The sequence below is a fragment of the Caballeronia grimmiae genome (assembly GCF_000698555.1).
Lineage (GTDB): Bacteria > Pseudomonadota > Gammaproteobacteria > Burkholderiales > Burkholderiaceae > Caballeronia > Caballeronia grimmiae.
Genome location: NZ_JFHE01000033.1, coordinates 36,328 through 59,894, shown reverse-complemented (window position 1 = coordinate 59,894; position 23,567 = coordinate 36,328). Strand labels below are relative to the sequence as shown.

The window sequence follows — 23,567 nt, the reverse complement described above, 5'->3', positions numbered from 1 at the left end:
CCGCGATAGTGCAGGTCGTTGCCGGTCTTGCCGACCGTGCACAGCGCGGTATTGCCCGCCGTCACGCCGGACAGCGCGACGGATTTCTTCGGTTTGAAACCACCCGCTGCTGCGGGCGCGTCGGTCGTTGCGGTATCGCTCATTGCTTCAAGTCTCCTGTGAACGCTCTTGCAGCAGCGTCGTCTCTTTTGCTTGAAAAGCGCGCCGGGGTATTCGGCCCGTACGCGGCGTATCGAAACCTTTGCATTTATGCCGCGCGTCCCGTCGATGCCGCTGCAAACAGCGGGGCGCATTCGTCGGGAATCGCGTGGCCGGTGGCCTGCGCGCGGCGCAGCACGGACCAGTAATAGCGATAGCTCGCGCGATCGTGCAGCGTGTCGCCGTGGCGCGTCGGGCCCCACTGCGCGCGTTGCGCGGCCAGCAAAATTTCGGCGGCGAGCGTGATCTCGTCGGCGCGCGGCGAGAAGGCATCGACGATGGGCCGGATCTGCGACGGATGGATGCTCCACATCCGCGTATAGCCGAACTCATTGCGGGCGCGGGCGGCATCGTTCGCGACGACGCTCATGTCCCGCACTTCCGTCGACACGTTATGCGAGGGCGCCTTGCCATGCGCGTGACATGCGGCCGCGATTTCCAGCTTCGCGCGACGCACGAGCGGATGCTCGAACTGGCCGGGCGAGCGCATGGCGGTATCGGGAATGGCGCCGTTGTGCGCCGACACGAAGTCCATCAGGCCGAAACTCAGCGATTCGACACCGGGCAGCGCGGCCAGCTCGAAGACTTCCGCGAGCGCGCCGTGCGTTTCGATCAGCAGGTGACACGGAATGGATTGCGCGATGCCGAACTCACTGCGCGATGCCTCGATGAACGCGATCATCTCGGCGGCGTCGAACACGCTGCGGATTTTCGGCAGCATCACGAAGGCGGGCGCTTTCTTCGCCTGGCGAAGGATGATGCGGACGTCGTCCCGCCACGCGCGATGATGGAAGTCATGGATGCGAACGCCGACGCGCCCGAAGCGGTCATCCTCGCCGCCGACGAACGACGCCACCATCTCCGCATGTTCGGCTTCGTGGCCGACTTGCGCGCCATCCTCGCAATCGAGCGTGATGTCGAACACCGGCCCGAGTTCGGCCTGCAGCGCGAGCGACTTCCGGATCAGCTTTTCGCTGCCGGCATAGTGGTCGCAGGGCGGCAGGACGGCGGGCTGCGGCTCGCCGTCGAACAGCACTTCTGCGGGTGTGAGAGCGGGCATTGTCGGCGTCGGCTCCGATTGAAAAGAGAGTTCGATGCTGCTCGTGCTTCTGATTCGGACGCGCTCGAAGGCTTGCTTGCTTTCGTTCAAGCGCGATCGAATCAGCCGCGAACGCCGCGAAGCGTTCGCGCTGGCGGGAACGGCGAAGGCTCCCGATGATGCCGTGTTGCTTACTTACCCAGCAGATGCGCCACGCCGTCGCGCTCTTCGAGCAGTTCGTTCAGCGTGCCGTCCATCTTCTCGCGCGAGAACGCGTCGATTTCCAGGCCTTCGACGCGCTTGTACTCGCCGTTCTCACACGTGACCGGCACGCCGTAGACGATGTCTTCCGGAATGCCATACGAGCCGTCCGACGGAATGCCCATCGTCACCCACTTGCCGTTGGTGCCGAGCACCCAGTCACGCACGTGATCGATGGCCGCATTAGCCGCCGATGCCGCCGACGACAGGCCGCGCGCTTCGATGATCGCCGCGCCGCGCTTGGCGACGGTCGGGATGAACGTGTTGCGGTTCCATTCGTCGTCGTTGATCAGCTTCGTGAGGCTCTCGCCTTCGGCGGTCGCGAAGCGGAAGTCGGGGTACATGGTCGGCGAGTGATTGCCCCACACGACGAGCTTTTCGATCGACGCGACCGGCTTGCCCGACTTGGCCGCCAGTTGCGACAGCGCGCGGTTGTGGTCGAGGCGCAGCATGGCGGTGAAGTTTTTCTTCGGCAGGTCCGGCGCCGACTTCATCGCGATATAGGCGTTCGTGTTCGCCGGATTGCCGACGACCAGCACCTTCACGTCGCGGCTCGCGACTTCGTTCAGCGCGCGGCCCTGAACCGTGAAGATTTCGGCGTTCGCCGACAGCAGGTCCTTGCGTTCCATGCCCTTCGAACGCGGACGCGCACCGACCAGCAACGCGATGTCGGCGTCCTTGAACGCGACCTTGGGATCGTCCGTGACGACCACGCCCGCGAGCAGCGGGAATGCGCAGTCTTCCAGTTCCATCACGACGCCCTTCACGGCGGCTTGCGCTTGCGGCAGATCGAGCAACTGAAGGATCACGGGCTGGTCTTTGCCGAGCAGATCGCCATTGGCGATACGGAACAGCAGCGAGTAGCCGATTTGACCTGCGGCGCCGGTTACGGCAACGCGCTTTGCGGACTTAGCCATTGAAACTCTCCTGACGGTGCGTGGAACGCTAGGGAAAAACGCTATTTTATGCGCGTTACGCGAAGCGTTGATGAAGACATGCCGGCGATGCCGCAGCGCTCTCCGATAGCGGCGCAACGCATGGCTCCGCATGAAAGCGTGACGGCATGGCTGTCATGCCATGAATCCTTCTTCGAGCGAGAGACTGCGCGGTGTGACGTGAGGAAACGGCGATTCGCTAGAGTCTGACGGACAAGCGCCCATTCGAGACGGCGCTGGACGTTGCGAGGCGGTAGGCAGGCAGCGGCGCGCGAATCGATTGGCCGATCGGCGTGAGGCGAAAGCGAAAGGGCGTGCCTGGCGGTTGGCGGCGCTGCCCGCGATGTGCCGAACGCACCGTTCACCGGCGAAATGCGCCGATTGAACCGGTCCAAACGAACTTTCCACGGACTGCGCGGCGACCCGCAAACCCTTGCTCGCCAAGGAGTGTAGGATTGGTCGGAGGCAAAGTCAACAGTATCTTATGTCTTATATAAGACATAGGATCATGCGTGAAAATGTGGACGCGCGGCAGCCCTTTGTGTTGAAATGCGCGGCATGAATTCCAACGCGGCAAATCCGGCGAGCACCACCTCACCCAACGGCAACGCACAGTCGGCCGAGGGCGCGCCGTCGCCGACGTTCAGCCCGCTGTATCAGCAGATCAAGGCGCTGATTACGCAGGGCCTCGAATCGGGCGAGTGGAAGCCGGGCGAGATCATCCCCAGCGAAGTGGAACTGGCCGCGCGCTATAAGGTGAGCCAGGGCACCGTCCGCAAGGCCATCGACGAACTCGCCGCCGACAATCTCCTCGTGCGCCGTCAAGGCAAGGGCACGTTCGTTGCGACGCATAGCGAAGATCGCGTGCAGTTCCGCTTCCTGCGCCTTTTGCCCGATGACGGCGACGTTCATCCCCACGTAAGCCGCCTGCTCGAATGCCGGCGCCTGCGTGCGCCCGCCGAAATCGCGCGTCAGCTCGATCTCAAGCCCGCCGATCCCGTGGTGCTCATCAAGCGCCTGCTGCAGTTCGACGGCGAAACGACCGTGTTCGACGAAATCTGGCTGCCGGGCGCGGTTTTCCGCGGACTGACGGCCGAGCGGCTCGCCGATTACAAGGGCCCGCTGTACGCGATGTTCGAAACGGAGTTCGGCACGCGCATGATCCGGGCGTCGGAGAAGATTCGCGCGGTGGCGGCGGACGAGCCGGTCGCGCAATTGCTGCAAGTGCAGCCGGGTTTTCCGCTTCTTTCGGTCGAACGGATCTCGTACACGTACGGCGATCGCCCGGTGGAAGTGCGGCGCGGCTGGTATGTCACGACCGGCTACTACTATCAGAACGACTTGAGTTGACCGAATGAACAGACGCGGCGGGCATCGGCCGGGCGGTCCGCGAAGCATCGACAAAGCATTCACGTTCGCCATTTTCACGCGTGCAGCAATAGTCTCTTGGGCGGGTTTTCCCTGCAGCGTGAAATAAAAAGGCGCTAAAATCGCGGGTTAGTGTAATAACAAGTTGGGGTCTAGCATGGCTGAAGCCGTAAAAAAACCAAGGCCCGAGTACCGGAACATCGGGCTTGGACAGATTGCGAAATATCGCTTGCCGCTAGCAGGGAAGGTCTCCATCCTGCACCGTATCAGCGGCTTGCTGCTCTTCGTTGCACTGCCGTTCCTTCTCTATCTGCTCGATCAGAGTCTGACGTCGGAAATTAGTTTCGACGCATTCAAAGGCTTCCTCGCTCACCCCATCGTCAAAATCATCACGCTCGTGCTGTCCTGGGCGTATCTGCATCACTTCTGCGCAGGCATCCGCTTTCTCGTGCTCGACACGCACGTCGCCGTGAACAAGGAAGGCGGCCGTCAGACGGCGCTTGCCGTGCTCGTCGTGTCGCTGCTGCTGACGCTCGTCGTCGCCCTGAAACTTTTCGGAGCCTTCTAAACATGGGTACCCAGAACCGAGTCGGCTCCAAGCGCCTCGTCGTCGGAGCGCATTACGGCCTGGGCGACTGGCTCGCCCAGCGCGTGACCGCAATCGTCGTTGCCGTGTACACCCTCGTCCTGCTCGTGCTGTTCTTCGGCGCGCACAGCTTCTCTTATGAAGGCTGGGCGTCGATCTTCGCGATGCAGTGGATGAAGCTCGCCACTTTCGTAGCCTTGCTTTCGCTCTTCTATCACGCGTACGTCGGCGTGCGCGACATCTGGATGGATTACGTGAAGCCGGTTGGCCTGCGCCTGTTCCTGACGGTGCTGACCGTGCTCTGGCTCATCGGATGCGCCGGCTACGCTGCACAGATTCTCTGGAGAGTTTAAAGAATATGGCTGCAATCAAGACTTCCCTGCCGCGTCGCCGTTTCGACGTGGTCATCGTTGGCGCGGGCGGATCGGGCATGCGCGCATCGCTGCAACTCGCGCGTGCGGGCCTGTCGGTCGCGGTGCTGTCGAAGGTGTTCCCGACGCGCTCGCACACCGTCGCGGCGCAAGGCGGCATCGGCGCATCGCTCGGCAACATGAGCGAAGACAACTGGCACTATCACTTCTACGACACGATCAAGGGTTCCGACTGGCTCGGCGACCAGGACGCGATCGAGTTCATGTGCCGTGAAGCGCCGAACGCAGTTTACGAGCTCGAACACATGGGCATGCCGTTCGACCGCAATGCGGACGGCACCATTTATCAGCGCCCGTTCGGCGGCCACACGGCGAACTACGGCGAGAAGCCGGTGCAGCGCGCCTGCGCGGCAGCCGACCGTACCGGCCACGCGCTGCTGCACACGCTGTATCAGCAGAACGTCGCAGCCAAGACGCATTTCTTCGTCGAATGGATGGCGCTGGACCTGATCCGCGACGCCGACGGCGACGTGCTCGGCGTGACCGCGCTCGAGATGGAAACGGGCGAAGTCTATATCCTCGAAGGCAAGACCACGCTGTTCGCCACGGGCGGCGCGGGGCGCATCTTCGCGGCATCGACGAATGCGTTCATCAACACGGGCGACGGCCTCGGCATGGCGGCGCGTTCGGGCATCGCTTTGCAGGACATGGAGTTCTGGCAGTTCCACCCGACCGGCGTGGCCGGCGCGGGCGTGCTGATCACCGAAGGCGTGCGCGGCGAAGGCGGCATTCTGCGTAACTCGAACGGCGACCGCTTCATGGAGCGCTATGCCCCGACGCTGAAGGATCTGGCGCCGCGCGACTTCGTTTCGCGTTCGATGGACCAGGAAATCAAGGAAGGGCGCGGCGTGGGTCCGAACAAGGATCACGTGCTGCTCGACCTGTCGCACATCGGCGCCGAGACGATCATGAAGCGTCTGCCGTCGATTCGCGAGATCGCGCTGAAGTTCGCGAACGTGGACTGCATCAAGGAGCCGATCCCGGTCGTTCCGACCATCCATTATCAGATGGGCGGGATTCCGACGAACATGCACGGTCAGGTCGTCGGCACGGCGAACGGCTACAACGAGCCGGTGAACGGCTTCTACGCGGTGGGCGAATGCTCGTGCGTTTCGGTGCACGGCGCGAACCGCCTCGGCACGAATTCGCTGCTGGACCTGGTGGTGTTCGGCCGCGCGGCCGGCAATCACATCATCAAGTACGCGAAGGAAGCGCGCGAGCACAAGCCGCTGCCGGCCGACGCCGCCGACTTCGCGCTCGAGCGCCTTGCCGTGCTGGAGAAGTCGACTTCGGGCGAATACACGCAGAACATCGCGAACGACATCCGCTCGACGATGCAGGCGCATGCCGGCGTGTTCCGCACGTCCAAGCTGCTGTCGGAAGGCGTGGACAAGGTCGCGGAACTGGCCGAGCGCGTGAAGCACGTGCATCTGAAGGACATATCGAAGGTGTTCAACACCGCGAAGGTCGAAGCGCTGGAACTGGCGAACCTGATCGAAGTCGCCCGCGCGACGATGGTCTCGGCCGAAGCACGCAAGGAAAGCCGTGGCGCGCACGCGCACAGCGACTACGAGCATCGCGACGACGACAAATGGATGCGCCATACGCTGTGGTTCAGCGAAGGCAATCGCCTCGACTACAAGCCGGTTCAGATGAAGCCGCTGACGGTCGAATCGGTGCCGCCGAAGGCGCGCACCTTCTAAGGGCAAGGGAATCGAAATGGCAAAACGAATTTTTGAAGTCTACCGCTACGATCCGGACAAGGACGCGGCCCCGCGCATGCAACGTTACGAGCTCGAAATCGACTCGCACGAACGCATGCTGCTGGACGCATTGGTGAAGCTGAAGGCGCTGGACGAAACCTTGTCGTTCCGCCGTTCGTGCCGCGAAGGCGTGTGCGGTTCGGACGCGATGAACATCAACGGCAAGAACGGCCTCGCGTGCCTGACGAACCTGAACGACCTGCCGGAGCGCATCGTGCTGCGTCCGCTGCCGGGCCTTCCGGTCGTGCGCGACCTGATCTGCGACTTCACGCAGTTCTTCAACCAGTATCACTCGATCAAGCCGTACCTGATCAACGACACGCCGCCGCCCGAGAAGGAGCGTCTGCAATCGCCGGTCGAGCGCGACGAGCTGGACGGCCTGTACGAGTGCATTCTGTGCGCTAGCTGCTCGACGTCTTGCCCGAGCTTCTGGTGGAATCCGGACAAGTTCGTCGGACCGGCGGGCTTGCTGCAAGCCTATCGCTTCATCGCGGACAGCCGCGATCAGGCGACGGGCGAACGCCTCGACAATCTGGAAGATCCGTATCGTCTGTTCCGTTGCCACACGATCATGAACTGCGTCGACGTGTGCCCGAAGGGGCTCAATCCGACGAAGGCGATCGGCAAGATCAAGGAATTGATGGTGCGCCGGGCTGTCTGAAATGGACAATGCGATGGTCGACAAGCAAGACAGCGCTCACCAGTCCGACCCTCTTCGCCGTGCGCGCCTCCGGTGGCGTGCACGGCGCGGCCTGCTGGAAAACGATCTGATCTTCGAACGTTTTTTCAGCCGATATGAGCATGACCTCAGTGACGCCGACGTGGCCGCTTTGACCCGCCTGCTGGAGCTGAGCGACAACGAACTGATGGACCTGCTGCTCGCGCGGACCGAACCGGAAGGCGAGCTTGCCACGCCGGACGTGATTCGCGTGATTCAGATCCTGCGTTCCGTGTGATTTCGGCAGAGATCCGCGGAGTTTTGCACAATGCGCCGTGAGTCCGCGCGCCAAGCAGTTGAGAGCGGACAGCGGTCGATCGTGCAGTCCTGCCGCGCAGCTTCCGTCGTGCAAATTATCGAAAACCTGTATCCATACTTCGATTGAGGATGTGCTATGACCCCGTCAGATGTTAAAGCCACGCTATCGTTCAGCGACAACTCGCCGAGCGTTGAAATGCCGATCTACAAGGGCACGATGGGCCCCGACGTGATCGACATCCGCAAGCTGTACGGTCAGACCGGCAAGTTCACCTATGACCCGGGCTTCATGTCGACGGCGGCGTGCAATTCGGCGATCACCTACATCGACGGCGACAAGGGCGAGCTGCTGTATCGCGGCTACCCGATCGAGCAGTTGGCCGTAAACGCCGACTTCCTCGAAACGTGCTACTTGCTGCTGAAGGGCGAACTGCCCACGGCTGCGCAGAAAGAGGAATTCGTGGACACGGTCACGCGTCACACGATGGTGCACGAGCAGATGCACTTCTTCTTCCGCGGCTTCCGTCGCGACGCGCACCCGATGGCCGTCCTGGTGGCGGCGGTCGGCGCGCTGTCCGCGTTCTATCACGACTCGCTGAACATCAACGATCCGCGTCACCGCGAAGTCTCGGCGATCCGCATGATTGCGAAGCTGCCGACGCTCGTCGCGATGGCGTACAAGTTCAGCATCGGCCAGCCGTTCGTGTATCCGCGCAACGAGCTGTCGTACAGCGCGAACTTCATGCACATGATGTTTGCGAACCCGTGCGAAGAGTACAAGGTCAACGACGTGCTCGTGCGCGCGCTCGACCGCATCCTGATTCTGCACGCGGATCACGAGCAGAACGCGTCGACGTCGACGGTGCGTCTGGCCGGTTCGTCGGGTGCGAATCCGTTCGCGTGTATCGCTGCGGGTATCGCGTGTCTGTGGGGCCCGGCGCACGGCGGCGCGAACGAAGCCGCGCTGAACATGCTGGAAGAGATCGGCTCGGTCGACAACATTCCTGAGTTCATCAAGCAGGTGAAGGACAAGAACTCGGGCGTGAAGCTGATGGGCTTCGGTCACCGCGTGTACAAGAACTACGACCCGCGTGCGAAGCTGATGCGCGAAACCTGCCACGAAGTGCTGAACGAACTGGGCCTGCACGACGACCCGCTCTTCAAGCTCGCGATGGAACTGGAAAAGATCGCGCTCGAAGACGAATACTTCGTGTCGCGCAAGCTGTACCCGAACGTCGACTTCTACTCGGGCATCGTGCAGCGCGCGCTGGGCATCCCGACGTCGATGTTCACGTGCATCTTCGCGATGGCGCGTACGGTGGGCTGGATTGCGCAGTGGAACGAGATGATCGCTGATCCCGAGCAAAAGATCGGCCGTCCGCGCCAGTTGTTCATCGGCCACACGCCGCGTGAAGTGAAGCCGCTCGACAAGCGGTAAGTCGGTTGGTTGAAGCTGTAGTTTAGAAAGCCCCGGCGGGTGACTGCCGGGGCTTTTTGCTTTTTGGGCTCAGACCGCGAAGACTTCCTGCAGCGTGTGAAGCGTGTTCGCCAGCGTCTCGTCGGCGATAACGCCTTCCTTCTTCACGAGGCACAGTTTGTCGACGGTTCGGATCTGATCGAGCAAAATCAGCCCTTCCTTTTGCTTGAATGAAACGGGGATGCGAAACGGCGCTGGCCTGCCATTCGAGCTCATCGGCGCGATGATCGCCGTGCGCAAGTGATCATGCAGTTCGGGCGGCGACACAATCGCAAGGGCGCGTCTTCAGCACTTCGCTCTTTTTCGTCGGGTCCAGCGCGACCAGCCAAATCTCGCCGCGCTTCACCATTCGAGCGCTCCGTCGTTCGCGTTACCGAGCTCGCCGAGCACGAGCGCGTCTTCGCCGCTTGCAGCGACCGCCTTGCTCGCTTCCGCCCACGCCGCCCGCACGATCGCGCGTGGCTTGCGCAGCACGATTGCATCGCCTTCGACATCCATTTCTATTTCGTTCTCCAGCCCCAATTGCGTGAGGAACGGCTTGGGTATCAGCACGCCTTGAGAATTGCCGATTCTTCGGATGGTCGTTTTCATGAAGTTCATCGCGGTCACGTACCTGCGAACAATGTTTTTACCGACGTTTGCGGTCGTCAATCTCGATTCGAGATGAACATACGTCTCTTCGCGCGGCGGCGACACTCCGCCGAAAGTAATCGGCGACGCGAGCGGAAATGCCAGTCAAGCAGGTAGTCCCGATCCAGGTATCACCACCACTACGATAACTCACTGAATTTGCACGCTTTTTTCGTTTAGCCTAGTACCACGCGCCGTAATGGAAGTGGCATAATCGTCCAACAGGCCGCACCCCATAACACCCCGCAGTCACCTACGAAAGCGCTCACCATGTCCCAGACTCTCTACGACAAGTTGTGGAACACGCACGTTATCCACACGGAAGAGGACGGCACCTCGATCCTCTATATCGATCGTCATCTGCTGCACGAGGTCACGAGCCCGCAAGCGTTCGAAGGTCTGAAGCTGGCCGAGCGCCCGGTGTGGCGCATCAGCGCGAATCTCGCCGTGTCCGACCACAACGTGCCGACGACCGACCGCTCGCACGGCATCGCCGATCCCGTTTCGAAGCTGCAAGTCGACACGCTCGACGCCAATTGCGATGCATTCGGCATCACGCAGTTCAAGATGAACGATTTGCGTCAGGGCATCGTGCACATCATCGGGCCGGAGCAGGGCGCGACGCTGCCCGGCATGACGATCGTCTGCGGCGATTCGCACACGTCGACGCACGGCGCGTTCGGCGCGCTCGCGCATGGCATCGGCACGTCGGAAGTCGAGCACGTCCTCGCCACGCAGACGCTGCTGCAAAAGAAGAGCAAGAACATGCTCGTCAAGGTCGAGGGTCAGTTGCCGCGCGGCTGCACGGCAAAAGACATCGTGCTCGCGGTCATCGGCAAGATCGGCACGGCGGGCGGCACGGGCTACGCAATCGAATTCGGCGGCTCGACCATCCGGTCGCTGACGATGGAAGGCCGCATGACCGTCTGCAACATGGCGATCGAAGCGGGCGCGCGCGCGGGCATGGTGGCCGTCGACGATACGACCATCAACTACCTGAAGGACCGTCCGTATTCGCCGCAGGGCGTCGAATGGGATCAGGCGGTCGAATACTGGCGCCAGTTCAAATCGGACGATGGCGCGCAGTTCGATCGCGTCGTCGAGATCAACGCGGCCGAAATCGTGCCGCAAGTGACGTGGGGCACATCGCCGGAAATGGTGACGTCCATCGACGGCCGCGTGCCCGATCCTGAGCGTGAAAAGGACCCCGTCAAGCGCGACGCGATGGAGCGCGCGCTCACTTACATGGCGCTGCAGCCGAATACGCCGATCGAATCCATCAGGCCCGACAAGATCTTCATCGGTTCCTGCACGAACGCGCGCATCGAAGACCTGCGCGCGGCGGCGTATGTCGTCAAGTCGCTGGGCAAGCGCGTCGCGCCGAATGTGCGGCTCGCGATGGTCGTGCCGGGTTCGGGCCTCGTGAAGGCCCAGGCCGAGCGCGAAGGGCTCGACAAGATTTTCACGAACGCCGGTTTCGAATGGCGCGAGCCGGGTTGCTCGATGTGTCTCGCGATGAACGCCGACCGCCTCGATGCGGGCGAACGCTGCGCGTCGACGTCGAACCGCAATTTCGAAGGGCGCCAGGGCGCGGGCGGCCGCACGCATCTCGTCAGCCCGGCGATGGCTGCCGCCGCCGCGATCGAAGGCCATTTCGTCGACGTGCGCAAGCTCGCGTGATCAATCGGGATACTGAGAAAGACCATGGAAAAATTCATCGTTCATAGCGGGCTCGTAGCGCCGCTGGATCGCGAGAACGTCGACACGGACGCGATCATCCCCAAGCAGTTCCTGAAGTCGATCAAGCGCACGGGCTTCGGCCCGAATGCGTTCGACGAATGGCGCTATTTGGATGTCGGCGAACCCGGCCAGGACAACAGCAAGCGTCCGCTCAACCCGGATTTCGTGCTGAATCAGTCGCGCTATCAGGGCGCGTCCATCTTGTTGACACGCAAGAACTTCGGCTGCGGCAGCTCGCGCGAGCACGCGCCGTGGGCGCTGGATCAATACGGCTTTCGGGCGATCATCGCGCCGAGCTTCGCGGACATTTTCTATAACAACTGCTTCAAGAACGGCTTGCTGCCGGTCGTGTTGTCGGAGCAGCAGGTCGGCAAGCTCTTCAACGAGACGTATGCGTTCGTCGGCTTCAAGCTGACAATCGATCTGGAAGCGCAGGTCGTGCGAACCGGCGACGGCACCGAGTACGCGTTCGATGTCCCGGGCTTTCGCAAATTCTGCCTGCTGAACGGTTTCGACGATATCGGCCTCACGCTGCGTCACGCCGACAAGATCAAGGCGTTCGAAGCGGAGCGGCTCGCGAAGCAGCCGTGGTTGAACAATCGCTTGATCGGATAAATCAAAGGAAGAGACAGATGAAAATCGCAGTGTTGCCCGGCGACGGGATCGGCCCCGAAATCATGGCCGAAGCGGTCAATGTGCTGAATGCGCTCGGCGAAAAGTTCGAGCTGGAAGAAGCGCCCGTCGGCGGCGCGGGGTATGAAGCGCATGGCCATCCGCTGCCGGAATCGACGCTCAAGCTGGCGAAAGAAGCCGATGCGATCCTTTTCGGCGCCGTCGGCGACTGGAAGTACGACAAGCTCGAACGCGCGCTGCGTCCCGAGCAGGCCATCCTCGGGCTGCGCAAGCATCTGCAACTGTTCGCGAACTTCCGTCCGGCGATCTGCTATCCGCAATTGACAGCCGCGTCGTCGCTGAAGCCGGAAATCGTGTCGGGTCTCGACATCCTCATCGTGCGCGAACTGAACGGCGATATCTACTTCGGCCAGCCGCGCGGTGTGCGTCAAGCGCCGGACGGCCCGTTCGAAGGCGCGCGCGAAGGCTTCGACACGATGCGCTATTCGGAGCCGGAAGTGCGCCGCATCGCGCATGTGGCGTTCGCCGCCGCGCAGAAGCGCCAGAAGAAGCTGACGAGCGTGGACAAGGCCAACGTGCTGGAAACCTCGCAACTCTGGCGCGACACGATGATCGACGTCGCCAAGGAATATCCGGAAGTCGAGCTGTCGCACATGTACGTCGATAACGCGGCGATGCAGCTCGTCAAAGCGCCGAAAGCTTTCGACGTGGTCGTCACGGGCAACATGTTCGGCGACATTCTCTCGGACGAAGCCGCAATGCTGACCGGCTCGATCGGCATGCTGCCGTCGGCGTCGCTCGACAAGAACAACAAGGGCTTGTACGAGCCTTCGCACGGCTCCGCGCCGGACATCGCGGGCAAGGGCGTGGCGAATCCGCTCGCGACCATCCTGTCGGCGGCGATGATGCTTCGCTATTCGCTCGGCAAAGCGGAACAGGCCGATCGCATCGAAAGCGCGGTGAAGAAGGTGCTGGAGCAGGGCTTCCGCACCGGCGACATCGCGACGCAAGACGGCAAGACTGTCGGCACGAAGGAAATGGGCGCCGCAGTGCTGGCTGCGCTTTAAACGTTCAATAAAACGATCGGCCGTTTCTTTTCAGAGCGGCCGATCCGGTAGCATTGACGCGTCGTCCGAATGGATCTTTAGCGCGGGCCGCAACCGCGGACCAACGCGCCGCAGATCGTGTATATTGCTGGGTCATGGCGAAGAACTCTCAATTCTCTACGGATTCCATCGGTCGCGGCATCGACGCTCGCGCGACGGGTCTCGTCATCGTCAAGCGCATCGGCGTCATTACGTCGAAAACGCGCATTACGAAAGTCTCCATCAAAGCGATCACGATTCGCTGATCGTCCCTCGTGTCCGAGCGTCTTCCCCGCGCGGCCACGCCGGGCAAGGATGCGGGGAAGAATCCACACATAAGGTTAGTCATGAACGTAGGTCTCGTTGGTTGGCGCGGTATGGTCGGCAGCGTCCTGATGCAGCGCATGCAGCAGGAAGGCGATTTCGACCTGATCGAACCGGTGTTTTTCAGCACCAGCAATGCGGGCGGCAACGCGCCGTCGTTCGCCAAAAACGAGACGAAGCTCAAAGATGCAACGAGCATCGACGACCTGAAGAAGTGCGACGCCATCATTACCTGCCAGGGCGGTGACTACACGAACGACGTGTATCCGAAGCTGCGCGCGGCGGGCTGGAAGGGCTACTGGATCGACGCGGCGTCGGCGCTGCGCATGAAGGACGACGCGGTCATCATCCTCGACCCGGTCAACCTGAACGTCATCAAGGATTCGCTCGTCAAGGGCGGGCGCGATTTCGTCGGCGGCAACTGCACGGTCAGCCTGATGCTGATGGCGCTGGGCGGCCTGTTCCGCGAGAACCTCGTCGACTGGATGACGGCCATGACGTACCAGGCCGCGTCCGGCGCGGGTGCGCAGAACATGCGCGAACTGCTGTCGCAAATGGGCGCGCTGCACGCGTCGGTCGCGGACGATCTCGCGAATCCGTCGTCGGCTATTCTCGACATCGACCGCAAGGTTCTGTCGACGATGAACAGCGACGCCATGCCGACCGAGCATTTCGGCGTCCCGCTCGCCGGGTCGCTGATTCCGTGGATCGACAAGGATCTCGGCAACGGCATGTCGAAGGAAGAATGGAAGGGCGGCGCGGAAACCAACAAGATTCTGGGCAAGCCCGCGATGGGCCAGCCGGGCTCGATTCCCGTCGATGGCCTCTGCGTGCGGATCGGCGCGATGCGCTGCCACTCGCAGGCGCTGACCATCAAGCTGAACAAGGACGTGCCGCTCGACGAGATCAACGGCATTCTGGCTTCGGCGAACGACTGGGTGAAGGTCGTGCCGAACGAGCGTGAAGCGTCGATGCGCGATTTGTCGCCGGCCGTCGTCACTGGCACGCTGACGGTGCCGGTCGGCCGTCTGCGCAAGCTGGCGATGGGCGGCGAGTATCTGTCGGCGTTCACGGTCGGCGACCAGCTTCTGTGGGGCGCTGCCGAGCCGCTGCGCCGCATGCTTCGCATTCTGTTGGACAAGTAAAGTAAACTACGCGCCAGAAAGCGCGGACCTCGAAGAAAAAGCGTCGCGTTATCGCGGCGCTTTTTTGTTTGTGCGCCCGATTGTCTGGCGCTGTGCGCGAATGGCCGGTCATGACCGTTTCGGGCGCGCGAGTCTTCGTTCCTGTTTCAATTTTTCGCCGTACCCTGGAGTTTCAATGATTCGACGACCCCGCCGGTCTTCCATCCCGTCATCGCGTGCGGCGCTCGCCGCGGCAAGCGTCGCCGTCTGCACGCTGCTCTGGACGAACCCCGGCGCGGCGCTCGCGCAGGCGAGCGGCGCCGCCGCCGACACAGCCTCGGCGGCCGTCGCGGGCGCGTCCGGCCAGCGGTACGCGGTCAAACCGGGACAGTCGCTCAACGACGTCGCCGCCGAAATCACCGGGTCGAAGGAACGCGTCGTTCGTGAAAAAATGGCGCGTGCGCTCTTCGACGCGAATCCGAACGCGTTCGCCGGGCACGACATCAACAGGCTTAAACTCGGCGCGGTGCTGAACGTGCCGGCGGGCGATACCGGCGCGGCATCCGCCTCGCAGGCTCCGGCCGGCGCCGACCAGGTGAGTGCGCCAGCGGTCAGTCCTGCTGGCCCGGTGGCGTCGTCGCCGGAAGCGCCGGCGGAGGCCGCTTCGGGCATCGCGCCGGCTTCGGGTATCGAACAGGCATCGGGTACCGAGCAGGCTTCGGAGCCGCAGCCCGCGCCCGCCGTCGCACCAACGGCCAGCGCACCAACGGCCAGCGCCCCGGCGACGGAAACGGCCCCTGCGCGCCGTGTCGGCCCTGATCCGATGCTGTTTGGTCTCGCGATCGCGGTACTCGTCCTGCTGTTCCTGCTAATGATGTGGCGCAGCGCAAAACGCCGCCGTGCGGTGGCGCAAGCCGAAGCCGATGCGCGAAATAGCGAGCGCCCCGTGACGCCTGCGTTCCCCGCACCGCCGACAGGCTCCGGCGCGGCCGAACTCGAGGGCAAGGCCGTCGAGCGCGATCAGTCCGAATTGAACGCGGTGGCGGCGAGCATCGAGAGCTACGAGGCGGCTCAGACGTTCGCCGCCCCGTCCGACGACGATGCCGTTCGCTCCGTCGATACGCCGCCGGCGTCGCTGCCGACCGCGCTGCACGAAGCCGAACCGGCGACGCCGCACGCGCCTGAATCCGTCGAAACACGCGCCGAGCCGCCCGCGCCGTTCATGCCGTCGCCGCCCGCGGCAATTCACGCGGGGTTCGTGCCGCCGCTGCAACAGTCCGGCACGGCGGACGGGCACGACAGCGATGCCAACGAGGGAGACATCGCCGCTCGCGAAGCCGCCGCCCGCGAAGCCGAAAAGTGGGAAGCCGAAGAACGTCAGGCAGCCGCCCGGCAAGCCGCGACCCGCGAGGCCGAAGAGCGCGAGATTCGCGCACGCGAGGCAGCAGCGCGCGACGCGCTCGCCGCTGAAATGGCGCGCCACGAAGGCGAAGCCGCCGAACAGGAAGCGCAGGCGCAGCACGTCCGCGAGGCGGCTGCGCGGGAGATCATCGCGCGCGAGGCCGAATTGCGCGAGGCACAAGCGCAGGCTGCCGATGAGCAACGCGCGGCGGAGCAGGCGGCGCGCCGCGAGACGCATTCGGAAGAAGCTGCGGACGACGACGAACCGACGCGCGGCGATCGCTTCCCGATGCCCAAGTTTCCGACCGAAGCCGTCGAGGCCCTCGGCTCACTGGACCTGAGCTTGCCGCCGCGCATGGATTTGCGGCTGGGAACGCCGGGCGATGCCGGCGCTGCCCCCGCTTTGCGCGAGTCGCAAACGCCGATCGAGCCGGTGCCGTTCGTGCCGCAGCCCGTCGCCGGCACGGACGCCGGGCGAGTCCGGAAGATCGAACCGCCATCGGCCGCCGCGCAGATCGAAGCGGGAACGGCCGGCGCTGCGTCGGTCGCCGGTCTTGGCGCGACGCCGTACGGGCCGCTCAGCCTGGATTTCGATCTGAATCTGCCGTCGAGCCATACCGAGCCGCTGCCGGCGCTCACCGCGGCCCAACTCGCAACGATCGCACGCAACAAGCTCGAGCTGGCTGTCGAGTACATCGAACTGGGCGATCTGGGCGGCGCGCGCACGCTGCTGCAGGAAGTCATCGTGTCGAACGATACGGCCACGCGCCAGCAAGCCGCCGCGCTGCTCTCGACGCTCGCACCGCATTCCTGATATGCGCATTGCGTTAGGCGTTCAGTACGACGGCGCCGCGTTCAGCGGCTGGCAATCGCAACCGCACGGCAACACGGTACAGGACGAACTCGAACGCGCGCTCGCGGAGTTCGCGCAGACGCCGTTGCAAACGGTCGTCGCGGGCCGTACGGATACGGGCGTTCACGGTCTCGGCCAAGTCGTCCACTTCGATACGGACCTCGAGCGCACCGTGTTCTCGTGGGTGCGCGGCACCAACGCGTTCCTGCCGGAATCGGTGGCGGTGCAATGGGCGAAGCCGATGCCCGACGATTTTCACGCGCGCTTCGCGGCCTTCGAGCGCACTTACTATTACGTGCTGTACGTCAATCCGGTGCGTTCACCCATGCTCTCGAAACGCGCGGGCTGGGTGCACACGCCGCTTGATGTCGCCGCGATGCGCGAATCGGCGGCGTACCTCATCGGAGAGCACGATTTTTCGTCGTTTCGTGCAGCGGATTGCCAGTCGAAAACGCCGGTGAAGCATGTGTATCGGATCGACGTGCGCGAGCAGGGCGATTTCGTCCACTTCCGTTTCCGCGCCAACGCGTTCTTGCATCACATGGTGCGCAATCTGATGGGATGCTTCGTCGCGATCGGGCGCGGCCGACACCCCGTCTCGTGGATGGCCGACGTCCTTGCCGCCCGCGACCGCCGCGCCGCGGCGCCGACGTTCATGCCCGACGGACTTTACCTGGCGGAAGTGGGCTATCCCGAACGCTTCGCGGTCCCGCCGCCGCATATCGCGAGCATGCCGTGGAGCGCCATTTGGACCGATCAGACATGAACGACCAGGACTTGCATCGAACGAGAATCAAGCTCTGCGGGTTGTCGCGCGTGGACGACGTCAAGCACGCCGTCGCGCTCGGTGCGGACGCGGTGGGCTTCGTCTTCTATCCGCCGAGCCCGCGTTCGGTGAGCGTCCCGCAGGCCGTCGAACTGGCGCGGCACGTGCCGCCGCTCGTGGCGGCCGTTGGCCTGTTCGTCAACGCGACGCCCGAATGGATCTCGGAAGTCACGTCGAGCGTGCCGCTTGCGCTTCTTCAGTTTCACGGCGACGAAACGCCCGAGCAATGCGCCGAACTTGCCGCGATTGCGGGTTTGCCCTATTGGCGCGCAGTGCGTGTCGGGCCTGATGCGGCTGCAAGCGATTTGGTAGAATCGTCGCTTAAATATGCAGCCGCAGGCGGCATCCTGCTCGACGCGCTCGTCGAGGGCTTCGGCGGCGGTGGAAAGGTATTCGATTGGTCACTTATCCCAACAGATCTCGGGCATCGGGCCGTTTTGAGTGGTGGGTTGAACACGCAAAACGTCAGTGAAGCCATCCGGCGCGTGCGCCCGTTCGCGGTCGATGTCTCCAGCGGCATCGAAGTGCCGGGCGCCAAGGGCGTGAAAGATCACGCCCGAATGACGGCGTTCGTGCGCGCGGTGCGCGAAGCGGACGCCGGCTGATTCCGAATGCGGCGCCGACATGAATTGTCGGACCGCCACCGAGAGAGTGACGCAATGTACAACTTGCCTGACGAAAGAGGCCACTTCGGCCAGTATGGCGGCGTTTTCGTTTCCGAAACGCTCATTCATGCACTCGACGAACTGCGCCGCGCCTATGACGCGGCCCGCCAGGACCCCGAGTTCCAGGCCGAATACGACTACGAACTGAAGCACTACGTCGGCCGTCCTTCCCCGATTTATCACGCGAAACGCTGGAGCGAGATGCTCGGCGGCGCACAGCTTTATCTGAAGCGCGAAGACCTGAATCACACCGGCGCGCACAAGGTGAACAACGTGATCGGCCAGGCGCTGCTCGCTCGCAAGATGGGCAAGCCGCGCGTGATCGCCGAGACGGGCGCGGGCCAGCACGGCGTCGCCACGGCCACCATCGCAGCGCGCTTCGGCATGGAATGCGTCGTCTACATGGGCGCGGAGGACGTGCGGCGGCAAGCGGCGAACGTCTATCGCATGAAGCTGCTCGGCGCGACCGTCGTGCCGGTCGAATCCGGCTCACGCACGCTCAAGGACGCGCTCAACGAAGCCATGCGCGACTGGGTCACGAACGTCGAAAACACGTTCTACATCATCGGCACGGTCGCGGGTCCGCATCCGTATCCGATGATGGTGCGCGACTTCCAGCGCGTGATCGGCGACGAATGCCGCGTGCAGATGCCTGAAATGGCGGGCCGTCAGCCGGATGCGGTCATCGCGTGCGTGGGCGGCGGATCGAACGCAATGGGCATTTTCTATCCGTATATCGACGACACGGACGTGCGGCTCATCGGCGTCGAGGCCGCGGGCGATGGCATCGACACGGGCCGTCACGCGGCGTCGCTGATGGGCGGAAGCCCCGGCGTCCTGCACGGCAATCGCACGTATCTGCTGCAAGACGACGACGGCCAGATCATCGAGACGCATTCGGTGTCGGCGGGCCTGGATTATCCGGGCGTCGGTCCCGAGCACGCGTGGCTGAAGGACGCGGGCCGCGCCGAGTACGTCGGCATCACGGACGACGAGGCGCTGAAGGCGTTCCACGACTGCTGCCGTATCGAAGGCATCATCCCGGCACTCGAATCGAGCCACGCGCTTGCCTACGGCGCGAAGCTCGCTAAGACGCTGCCGCGCGACAAGGTGCTGCTCGTCAACCTGTCGGGCCGTGGCGACAAGGACATGCACACGGTCGCGGAGCGATCGGGCATCCAGTTCTAAGCCGCAGATGCGCACTGTCATCGACGAACCGTTGTCCGCCGGCGCGCTGCAAGGCGCCGGCATCGACATTCGCAACCGCGATTTCCTGGCCGATGCCGCGAACATTCCCGATGCGTCGATCGATCTGATCGTCGCCGATCCGCCTTATGGACTGGGCAAGGATTACGGGAACGACTCGGACATGTTGTCGGGCGACGCCTTTCTGGAATGGACGTATCGCTGGCTCGACATGGCGATTCCGAAGCTCAAGAAGAGCGGCTCGCTGTATATCTTCTGCACCTGGCAATACTCGCCCGAACTGTTCGTGTTCCTGAAGCGCCGGATGATGATGGTCAACGAGATCGTCTGGGACCGGCGCGTGCCGAGCATGGGCGGAACGACGCGCAAGTACACGTCGGTGCATGACAACATCGGTTATTTCGCGGTATCGAGGGATTACTACTTCGATCTCGATCCGGTGCGCATCCCTTACGATGCAGCGACGAAGAAAGCACGCTCGCGCAAGATCTTCGAAGGCAGCAAGTGGCTGGAGCTGGGCTATAACCCGAAGGACGTCTGGTCGGTATCGCGGCTGCATCGGCAGCACGCGGAACGCGTCGATCATCCGACGCAAAAGCCGCTGGAAATCGTCGAGCGCATGGTGCTGGCGAGTTGTCCGGCGGGCGGCCGCGTGCTCGATCCGTTCATGGGCAGCGGCACGACGGCGGTTGCGTGCGCGCGCCACGGACGGCTGTTCACGGGTTACGAAATCAACGCCGATTACTGCGCGATCGCGGAAGGCCGCATCGCGCAGGCTAATGCGGCGCCTGCGAAGCCCGCTGCCGTTCCGCTTGCCGCCGAAGCGCAAGCCGCGCAATAGCGTCGCTGACCGCGTCTATCGACGCCTACTGAATACGACTACGAGAATTTCCATGTCCCGTATCAAGAACACGCTCGCGGCGCTCGCCGCGCAAGGCAAGAAAGGGCTGATCCCGTTCATCACCGCGGGCGATCCCAACCCGGAACAGACCGTCGAATTCATGCACGCGCTCGCGAAGGGCGGCGCGGACGTCATCGAACTGGGCGTGCCGTTCTCCGACCCGATGGCCGATGGCCCTGTAATCCAGCGTTCGTCCGAACGCGCACTGGCGCGCGGCGTGACGTTGAAGCGCGTGCTCGCCGATGTCGCGCGCTTCCGCGAAACCGACGACACAACGCCCGTCGTGCTGATGGGCTACGCGAATCCGATCGAGCGCATGGGCGCCGAAGCGTTCGCACAAGCCGCGAAGCAGGCGGGCGTGGACGGCGTGCTGGTCGTCGATTATCCGCCGGAGGAATCGGAAAACTTCAGCACGACGATGCGCGCCGCAGGCATCGATCCGATCTTCCTGCTCGCGCCCACGTCGACGGACGAGCGCATCGCGGCGGTCGGCAAGATCGCCAGCGGCTACGTCTATTACGTGTCGCTCACCGGCGTGACCGGCGCCGCTAATCTGGACGTTTCCCGCATCGCGAGTAAAATCCCGGCCATCAAGTCGCACGTGCCCCTGCCGGTCGGCGTCGGTTTCGGCATTCGCGACGCCCAAACCGCCCGCGCCGTGGCCGAAGTCGCGGATGCCGTGGTCATCGGCAGCCGGCTCGTGCAGTTGCTCGAAGAGGCGCCGCCCGAAACGGCCGCGGCGTCGCTTTCGAGCTTCATCGCGGAAATCCGCACGGCGCTCGACTCCGCCAGGTAATTTTCGCCGCCGCGCCGCGCGACTCGCGCGCCGCGGCCCCCGAACAGTCAAGGAAAAACGATGAGCTGGCTCGACAAACTGCTGCCGCCCAAGATCAAGCAAACCGACCCCAAGAGCCGCAAGGGCATCCCCGAGGGCCTGTGGGTCAAGTGTCCGTCGTGCGAAGCGGTGCTGTACCGCAACGACGTCGAGGCGAATCTGCATGTTTGCCCGAAGTGCAGTCATCACATGCGTATCGGCGCGCGCGAGCGGCTCGATCGCCTGCTCGATCCGGAAGGCCGCTATGAAATCGGCCAGGAAGTCGTTCCGGTCGACGCGCTGAAATTCAAGGACAGCCGCAAATACCCGGATCGTCTGAAAGAAGCGATGGAAGACACCGACGAAACCGACGCGATGGTCGTCATGGGCGGCGCGATCCACACGCTGCCGTGCGTCGTCGCGTGCTTCGAATTTTCGTTCATGGGCGGCTCGATGGGTTCGGTCGTCGGCGAGCGCTTCGTGCGCGGCGCGCGCAATGCCATCGAGCAGAACGTGCCGTTCATCTGCTTCACGGCGTCGGGCGGCGCGCGCATGCAGGAAAGCCTGCTTTCGCTGATGCAGATGGCGAAGACCACCGCGCTGCTGACCAAGCTGTCCGAGGCGAAGCTGCCGTTCATTTCCGTGCTGACCGATCCGACGATGGGCGGCGTGTCCGCCAGCTTCGCGTTCCTCGGCGATGTCGTGATCGCGGAGCCGAAGGCGCTGATCGGCTTCGCGGGTCCGCGCGTGATCGAGCAGACCGTGCGCGAAAAGCTGCCGGAAGGCTTCCAGCGCGCCGAATTCCTGCTGCAGAAGGGCGCGGTCGACATGATCATCGATCGCCGGAAGATGCGCGAGGAAATCGCCCAGTTGATGGCGTTGATGACGGGGCAGCCCGCCGATTCCGTCGCCTGAGGCCGTTTTCGTCCCGCGCCGCGCGTGAACCCGCGAGGTTCCGCGCGGCGTTTTTGCTTTCTCGATCTCGACAATGAACACTTTCCCCACACTCGACGCGTGGCTCGCCCATCTGGAGGCGGCGCATCCCGTCGGCATCGACATGGGTCTGACCCGGATCGGCCGCGTGAAAGACGCGCTCGGGCTGACGTTCGACTGCCCGGTCATCACCGTCGGCGGCACGAACGGCAAGGGCTCGACCTGCGCGATCCTCGAAACCATTCTGTTGCGCGCCGGGTATCGCGTGGGCTGTCACACGTCGCCACACTTGCTCGCGTTCAATGAGCGCGCGCGGATCGACGGCGCGGAAGCCAGCGACGCCGAGTTGCTCGAACATTTCGAAGCCGTCGAGAAAGCGCGGGCTAGCCTGCCTGAGCCGGTTTCGCTGACGTATTTCGAATTCACGACGCTCGCGATCCTGCATCTCTTCGCGTCGCGCGGGCTGGACGCGGTGATTCTCGAAGTCGGGCTCGGCGGGCGGCTGGATGCCGTCAATATCGTCGATACGGATTGCGCGGTGATTACGAGCATCGACATCGACCATACGGACTACCTCGGCGATACCCGCGAGAAGATCGCATTCGAGAAAGCGGGCATCTTCCGTTCGGGGAAGCCGGCGGTGTGCGGCGATCCCTCGCCGCCGCAGACGCTGATCGATCACGCCGAGGCCATCGGCGCGGATCTGTGGCTCGTCGGCCGCGATTTTCGCTACGAAGCGCAGCCGGGCAACGAGCGGCAGCAATGGAGCTACATCGGGCGCACGCAGCGGCGCTCGGCGCTCGCGTATCCGGCGCTGCGCGGCGCGAATCAGCTGATCAACACGTCGGCCGCGCTGGCCGCGCTCGAAGCGTTGCGCGACCGGCTGCCGGTGTCCGCGCAGGACATTCGCCTCGGGCTTGCGAACGTCGAGTTGCCGGGACGGTTCCAGGTGCTGCCGGGCAAGCCGCAGATCATCCTCGATGTCGCTCACAATCCGCACGCCGCCGCCGTGCTGGCGCAGAACTTGGGCAACATGGGCTACTTCCCGTACACCTACGCGGTGTTCGGCGCGATGAACGACAAGGATATCGACGGCGTCATCCGCCAGTTCCGCGGCGAAATCGATCACTGGAACGTGACCGCGCTGCCGACGCCGCGGGCGGCATCGCCGGAGCGGCTGGAGGCGGCGCTGCGCGAAGCCGGTGTCAGCGAAGGCCCCGATAGCAGCGTTGCACGCTTCAGCAGCCCGGCCGACGCTTTTCAAGATGCGTTAAGCCGGGCGTCTGAAAATGATAGAATCGTGGTTTTCGGTAGTTTCTATACGGTGGCTGGGGTCATGGCCTACCGCAAATCGCAGCATCACTGAGACGGTCGGCCAGGCCGGGCGTCCAAGCATCT

The 23,567-nt window shown here is 63.5% G+C and carries 23 protein-coding genes and 2 pseudogenes; 20 read left to right on the top strand and 5 right to left on the bottom strand.

The window, feature by feature from the left end:
* From BG57_RS32715 to BG57_RS24220, 3 genes and pseudogenes are all read right to left on the bottom strand, one after another.
* A pseudogene (locus BG57_RS32715) lies at window positions 1-143 on the bottom strand (2-methylcitrate synthase); the annotation flags it as partial.
* A 104-nt stretch (window positions 144-247) separates the two neighbouring features.
* Entirely contained in the window at window positions 248-1,258 is a 1,011-nt protein-coding gene (locus BG57_RS24225; RefSeq protein ID WP_035968897.1) for an HpcH/HpaI aldolase/citrate lyase family protein, read from the bottom strand.
* Window positions 1,259-1,428: 170 nt separating this feature from the next.
* Window positions 1,429-2,415 (bottom strand): malate dehydrogenase, encoded by a 987-nt coding sequence (locus BG57_RS24220; RefSeq protein WP_035968888.1) that lies wholly within the window; start codon window positions 2,413-2,415, stop codon window positions 1,429-1,431.
* 576 nt (window positions 2,416-2,991) lie between these two features.
* Here BG57_RS24220 and BG57_RS24215 point away from each other — a divergent pair.
* From BG57_RS24215 to gltA, 7 genes are all read left to right on the top strand, one after another.
* Window positions 2,992-3,783 carry a GntR family transcriptional regulator gene (locus BG57_RS24215; protein ID WP_174447243.1) on the top strand — a complete coding sequence of 264 codons (792 nt, stop codon included), beginning with the start codon at window positions 2,992-2,994 and terminating at the stop codon, window positions 3,781-3,783.
* A gap of 175 nt (window positions 3,784-3,958) precedes the next feature.
* Complete coding sequence (gene sdhC, locus BG57_RS24210; protein ID WP_035968885.1) at window positions 3,959-4,369, top strand: succinate dehydrogenase, cytochrome b556 subunit; 411 nt, start codon at window positions 3,959-3,961, stop codon at window positions 4,367-4,369.
* Window positions 4,370-4,371: 2 nt separating this feature from the next.
* Entirely contained in the window at window positions 4,372-4,740 is a 369-nt protein-coding gene (gene sdhD / locus BG57_RS24205; RefSeq protein WP_035968882.1) for a succinate dehydrogenase, hydrophobic membrane anchor protein, read from the top strand.
* 5 nt (window positions 4,741-4,745) lie between these two features.
* A complete protein-coding gene (gene sdhA / locus BG57_RS24200) occupies window positions 4,746-6,521 on the top strand; it encodes a succinate dehydrogenase flavoprotein subunit (RefSeq protein ID WP_035968880.1) in 1,776 nt (591 codons plus the stop codon).
* Between the two features lie 16 nt (window positions 6,522-6,537).
* Window positions 6,538-7,242, top strand: coding sequence for a succinate dehydrogenase iron-sulfur subunit (locus tag BG57_RS24195; protein WP_035968879.1), 705 nt, complete (start codon window positions 6,538-6,540; stop codon window positions 7,240-7,242).
* 1 nt (window position 7,243) lies between these two features.
* Window positions 7,244-7,537: an FAD assembly factor SdhE gene (locus BG57_RS24190; RefSeq protein ID WP_035968877.1), complete on the top strand. Its 294-nt coding sequence runs from the start codon at window positions 7,244-7,246 to the stop codon at window positions 7,535-7,537.
* 156 nt (window positions 7,538-7,693) lie between these two features.
* On the top strand, window positions 7,694-8,995 hold the full coding sequence (gltA, locus tag BG57_RS24185) for a citrate synthase (RefSeq protein ID WP_035968876.1): 1,302 nt from the start codon (window positions 7,694-7,696) through the stop codon (window positions 8,993-8,995).
* A 69-nt stretch (window positions 8,996-9,064) separates the two neighbouring features.
* On the opposite strand, the pseudogene BG57_RS24180 reads toward gltA, so the two are convergent.
* Both BG57_RS24180 and BG57_RS24175 read right to left on the bottom strand, forming a co-directional pair.
* Window positions 9,065-9,383, bottom strand: a pseudogene (locus BG57_RS24180) (type II toxin-antitoxin system PemK/MazF family toxin).
* Complete coding sequence (locus BG57_RS24175) at window positions 9,377-9,625, bottom strand: AbrB/MazE/SpoVT family DNA-binding domain-containing protein (RefSeq protein ID WP_035968895.1); 249 nt, start codon at window positions 9,623-9,625, stop codon at window positions 9,377-9,379. The pseudogene BG57_RS24180 and the gene BG57_RS24175 overlap by 7 nt, the downstream one beginning before the upstream one ends.
* 309 nt (window positions 9,626-9,934) lie before the next feature.
* On the opposite strand from BG57_RS24175, the gene leuC reads away from it, so the two are divergent.
* The 13 genes from leuC to folC all read left to right on the top strand — a co-directional run bounded on the left by leuC (window position 9,935) and on the right by folC (window position 23,535).
* Window positions 9,935-11,344: a 3-isopropylmalate dehydratase large subunit gene (gene leuC / locus BG57_RS24170; protein ID WP_035968873.1), complete on the top strand. Its 1,410-nt coding sequence runs from the start codon at window positions 9,935-9,937 to the stop codon at window positions 11,342-11,344.
* A gap of 24 nt (window positions 11,345-11,368) precedes the next feature.
* The gene (leuD, locus tag BG57_RS24165; protein ID WP_035968870.1) at window positions 11,369-12,019 is read left to right on the top strand and encodes a 3-isopropylmalate dehydratase small subunit; all 651 of its coding nucleotides are present in this window, start codon (window positions 11,369-11,371) and stop codon (window positions 12,017-12,019) included.
* A 17-nt stretch (window positions 12,020-12,036) separates the two neighbouring features.
* On the top strand, window positions 12,037-13,104 hold the full coding sequence (leuB, locus tag BG57_RS24160) for a 3-isopropylmalate dehydrogenase (RefSeq protein ID WP_035968868.1): 1,068 nt from the start codon (window positions 12,037-12,039) through the stop codon (window positions 13,102-13,104).
* Between the two features lie 134 nt (window positions 13,105-13,238).
* Window positions 13,239-13,388, top strand: coding sequence for a hypothetical protein (locus BG57_RS33120; protein WP_160174749.1), 150 nt, complete (start codon window positions 13,239-13,241; stop codon window positions 13,386-13,388).
* An 81-nt stretch (window positions 13,389-13,469) separates the two neighbouring features.
* Window positions 13,470-14,591, top strand: a complete 1,122-nt coding sequence (asd, locus tag BG57_RS24155; RefSeq protein ID WP_035968865.1) for an aspartate-semialdehyde dehydrogenase — start codon at window positions 13,470-13,472, stop codon at window positions 14,589-14,591.
* A 175-nt stretch (window positions 14,592-14,766) separates the two neighbouring features.
* A complete protein-coding gene (locus BG57_RS24150; protein WP_035968864.1) occupies window positions 14,767-16,785 on the top strand; it encodes a FimV/HubP family polar landmark protein in 2,019 nt (672 codons plus the stop codon).
* Between the two features lies 1 nt (window position 16,786).
* The gene (gene truA / locus BG57_RS24145) at window positions 16,787-17,590 is read left to right on the top strand and encodes a tRNA pseudouridine(38-40) synthase TruA (RefSeq protein ID WP_035968862.1); all 804 of its coding nucleotides are present in this window, start codon (window positions 16,787-16,789) and stop codon (window positions 17,588-17,590) included.
* Window positions 17,587-18,255, top strand: coding sequence for a phosphoribosylanthranilate isomerase (locus BG57_RS24140; protein ID WP_035968861.1), 669 nt, complete (start codon window positions 17,587-17,589; stop codon window positions 18,253-18,255). The genes truA and BG57_RS24140 overlap by 4 nt, the downstream gene beginning before the upstream one ends.
* 54 nt (window positions 18,256-18,309) lie before the next feature.
* Window positions 18,310-19,503: a tryptophan synthase subunit beta gene (gene trpB, locus BG57_RS24135; protein WP_035968859.1), complete on the top strand. Its 1,194-nt coding sequence runs from the start codon at window positions 18,310-18,312 to the stop codon at window positions 19,501-19,503.
* A gap of 7 nt (window positions 19,504-19,510) precedes the next feature.
* Complete coding sequence (locus BG57_RS24130) at window positions 19,511-20,362, top strand: DNA-methyltransferase (RefSeq protein ID WP_035968856.1); 852 nt, start codon at window positions 19,511-19,513, stop codon at window positions 20,360-20,362.
* Window positions 20,363-20,414: 52 nt separating this feature from the next.
* The gene (gene trpA / locus BG57_RS24125) at window positions 20,415-21,218 is read left to right on the top strand and encodes a tryptophan synthase subunit alpha (RefSeq protein WP_035968854.1); all 804 of its coding nucleotides are present in this window, start codon (window positions 20,415-20,417) and stop codon (window positions 21,216-21,218) included.
* 60 nt (window positions 21,219-21,278) lie between these two features.
* The gene (gene accD, locus BG57_RS24120; RefSeq protein ID WP_035968851.1) at window positions 21,279-22,151 is read left to right on the top strand and encodes an acetyl-CoA carboxylase, carboxyltransferase subunit beta; all 873 of its coding nucleotides are present in this window, start codon (window positions 21,279-21,281) and stop codon (window positions 22,149-22,151) included.
* Window positions 22,152-22,224: 73 nt separating this feature from the next.
* A complete protein-coding gene (gene folC, locus BG57_RS24115) occupies window positions 22,225-23,535 on the top strand; it encodes a bifunctional tetrahydrofolate synthase/dihydrofolate synthase (protein ID WP_035968848.1) in 1,311 nt (436 codons plus the stop codon).
* Window positions 23,536-23,567 lie beyond the last annotated feature (32 nt).

What these genes read in the sequence shown, in the direction of transcription:
- BG57_RS24225 (WP_035968897.1), bottom strand. Translation starts at nt 1,258, where the DNA reads ATGCCCGCTCTCACACCCGCAGAAGTGCTGTTCGACGGCGAGCCGCAG.
- BG57_RS24220 (WP_035968888.1), bottom strand. Translation starts at nt 2,415, where the DNA reads ATGGCTAAGTCCGCAAAGCGCGTTGCCGTAACCGGCGCCGCAGGTCAA.
- BG57_RS24215 (WP_174447243.1), top strand. Translation starts at nt 2,992, where the DNA reads ATGAATTCCAACGCGGCAAATCCGGCGAGCACCACCTCACCCAACGGC.
- sdhC (WP_035968885.1), top strand. Translation starts at nt 3,959, where the DNA reads ATGGCTGAAGCCGTAAAAAAACCAAGGCCCGAGTACCGGAACATCGGG.
- sdhD (WP_035968882.1), top strand. Translation starts at nt 4,372, where the DNA reads ATGGGTACCCAGAACCGAGTCGGCTCCAAGCGCCTCGTCGTCGGAGCG.
- sdhA (WP_035968880.1), top strand. Translation starts at nt 4,746, where the DNA reads ATGGCTGCAATCAAGACTTCCCTGCCGCGTCGCCGTTTCGACGTGGTC.
- BG57_RS24195 (WP_035968879.1), top strand. Translation starts at nt 6,538, where the DNA reads ATGGCAAAACGAATTTTTGAAGTCTACCGCTACGATCCGGACAAGGAC.
- BG57_RS24190 (WP_035968877.1), top strand. Translation starts at nt 7,244, where the DNA reads ATGGACAATGCGATGGTCGACAAGCAAGACAGCGCTCACCAGTCCGAC.
- gltA (WP_035968876.1), top strand. Translation starts at nt 7,694, where the DNA reads ATGACCCCGTCAGATGTTAAAGCCACGCTATCGTTCAGCGACAACTCG.
- BG57_RS24175 (WP_035968895.1), bottom strand. Translation starts at nt 9,625, where the DNA reads ATGAAAACGACCATCCGAAGAATCGGCAATTCTCAAGGCGTGCTGATA.
- leuC (WP_035968873.1), top strand. Translation starts at nt 9,935, where the DNA reads ATGTCCCAGACTCTCTACGACAAGTTGTGGAACACGCACGTTATCCAC.
- leuD (WP_035968870.1), top strand. Translation starts at nt 11,369, where the DNA reads ATGGAAAAATTCATCGTTCATAGCGGGCTCGTAGCGCCGCTGGATCGC.
- leuB (WP_035968868.1), top strand. Translation starts at nt 12,037, where the DNA reads ATGAAAATCGCAGTGTTGCCCGGCGACGGGATCGGCCCCGAAATCATG.
- BG57_RS33120 (WP_160174749.1), top strand. Translation starts at nt 13,239, where the DNA reads ATGGCGAAGAACTCTCAATTCTCTACGGATTCCATCGGTCGCGGCATC.
- asd (WP_035968865.1), top strand. Translation starts at nt 13,470, where the DNA reads ATGAACGTAGGTCTCGTTGGTTGGCGCGGTATGGTCGGCAGCGTCCTG.
- BG57_RS24150 (WP_035968864.1), top strand. Translation starts at nt 14,767, where the DNA reads ATGATTCGACGACCCCGCCGGTCTTCCATCCCGTCATCGCGTGCGGCG.
- truA (WP_035968862.1), top strand. Translation starts at nt 16,787, where the DNA reads ATGCGCATTGCGTTAGGCGTTCAGTACGACGGCGCCGCGTTCAGCGGC.
- BG57_RS24140 (WP_035968861.1), top strand. Translation starts at nt 17,587, where the DNA reads ATGAACGACCAGGACTTGCATCGAACGAGAATCAAGCTCTGCGGGTTG.
- trpB (WP_035968859.1), top strand. Translation starts at nt 18,310, where the DNA reads ATGTACAACTTGCCTGACGAAAGAGGCCACTTCGGCCAGTATGGCGGC.
- BG57_RS24130 (WP_035968856.1), top strand. Translation starts at nt 19,511, where the DNA reads ATGCGCACTGTCATCGACGAACCGTTGTCCGCCGGCGCGCTGCAAGGC.
- trpA (WP_035968854.1), top strand. Translation starts at nt 20,415, where the DNA reads ATGTCCCGTATCAAGAACACGCTCGCGGCGCTCGCCGCGCAAGGCAAG.
- accD (WP_035968851.1), top strand. Translation starts at nt 21,279, where the DNA reads ATGAGCTGGCTCGACAAACTGCTGCCGCCCAAGATCAAGCAAACCGAC.
- folC (WP_035968848.1), top strand. Translation starts at nt 22,225, where the DNA reads ATGAACACTTTCCCCACACTCGACGCGTGGCTCGCCCATCTGGAGGCG.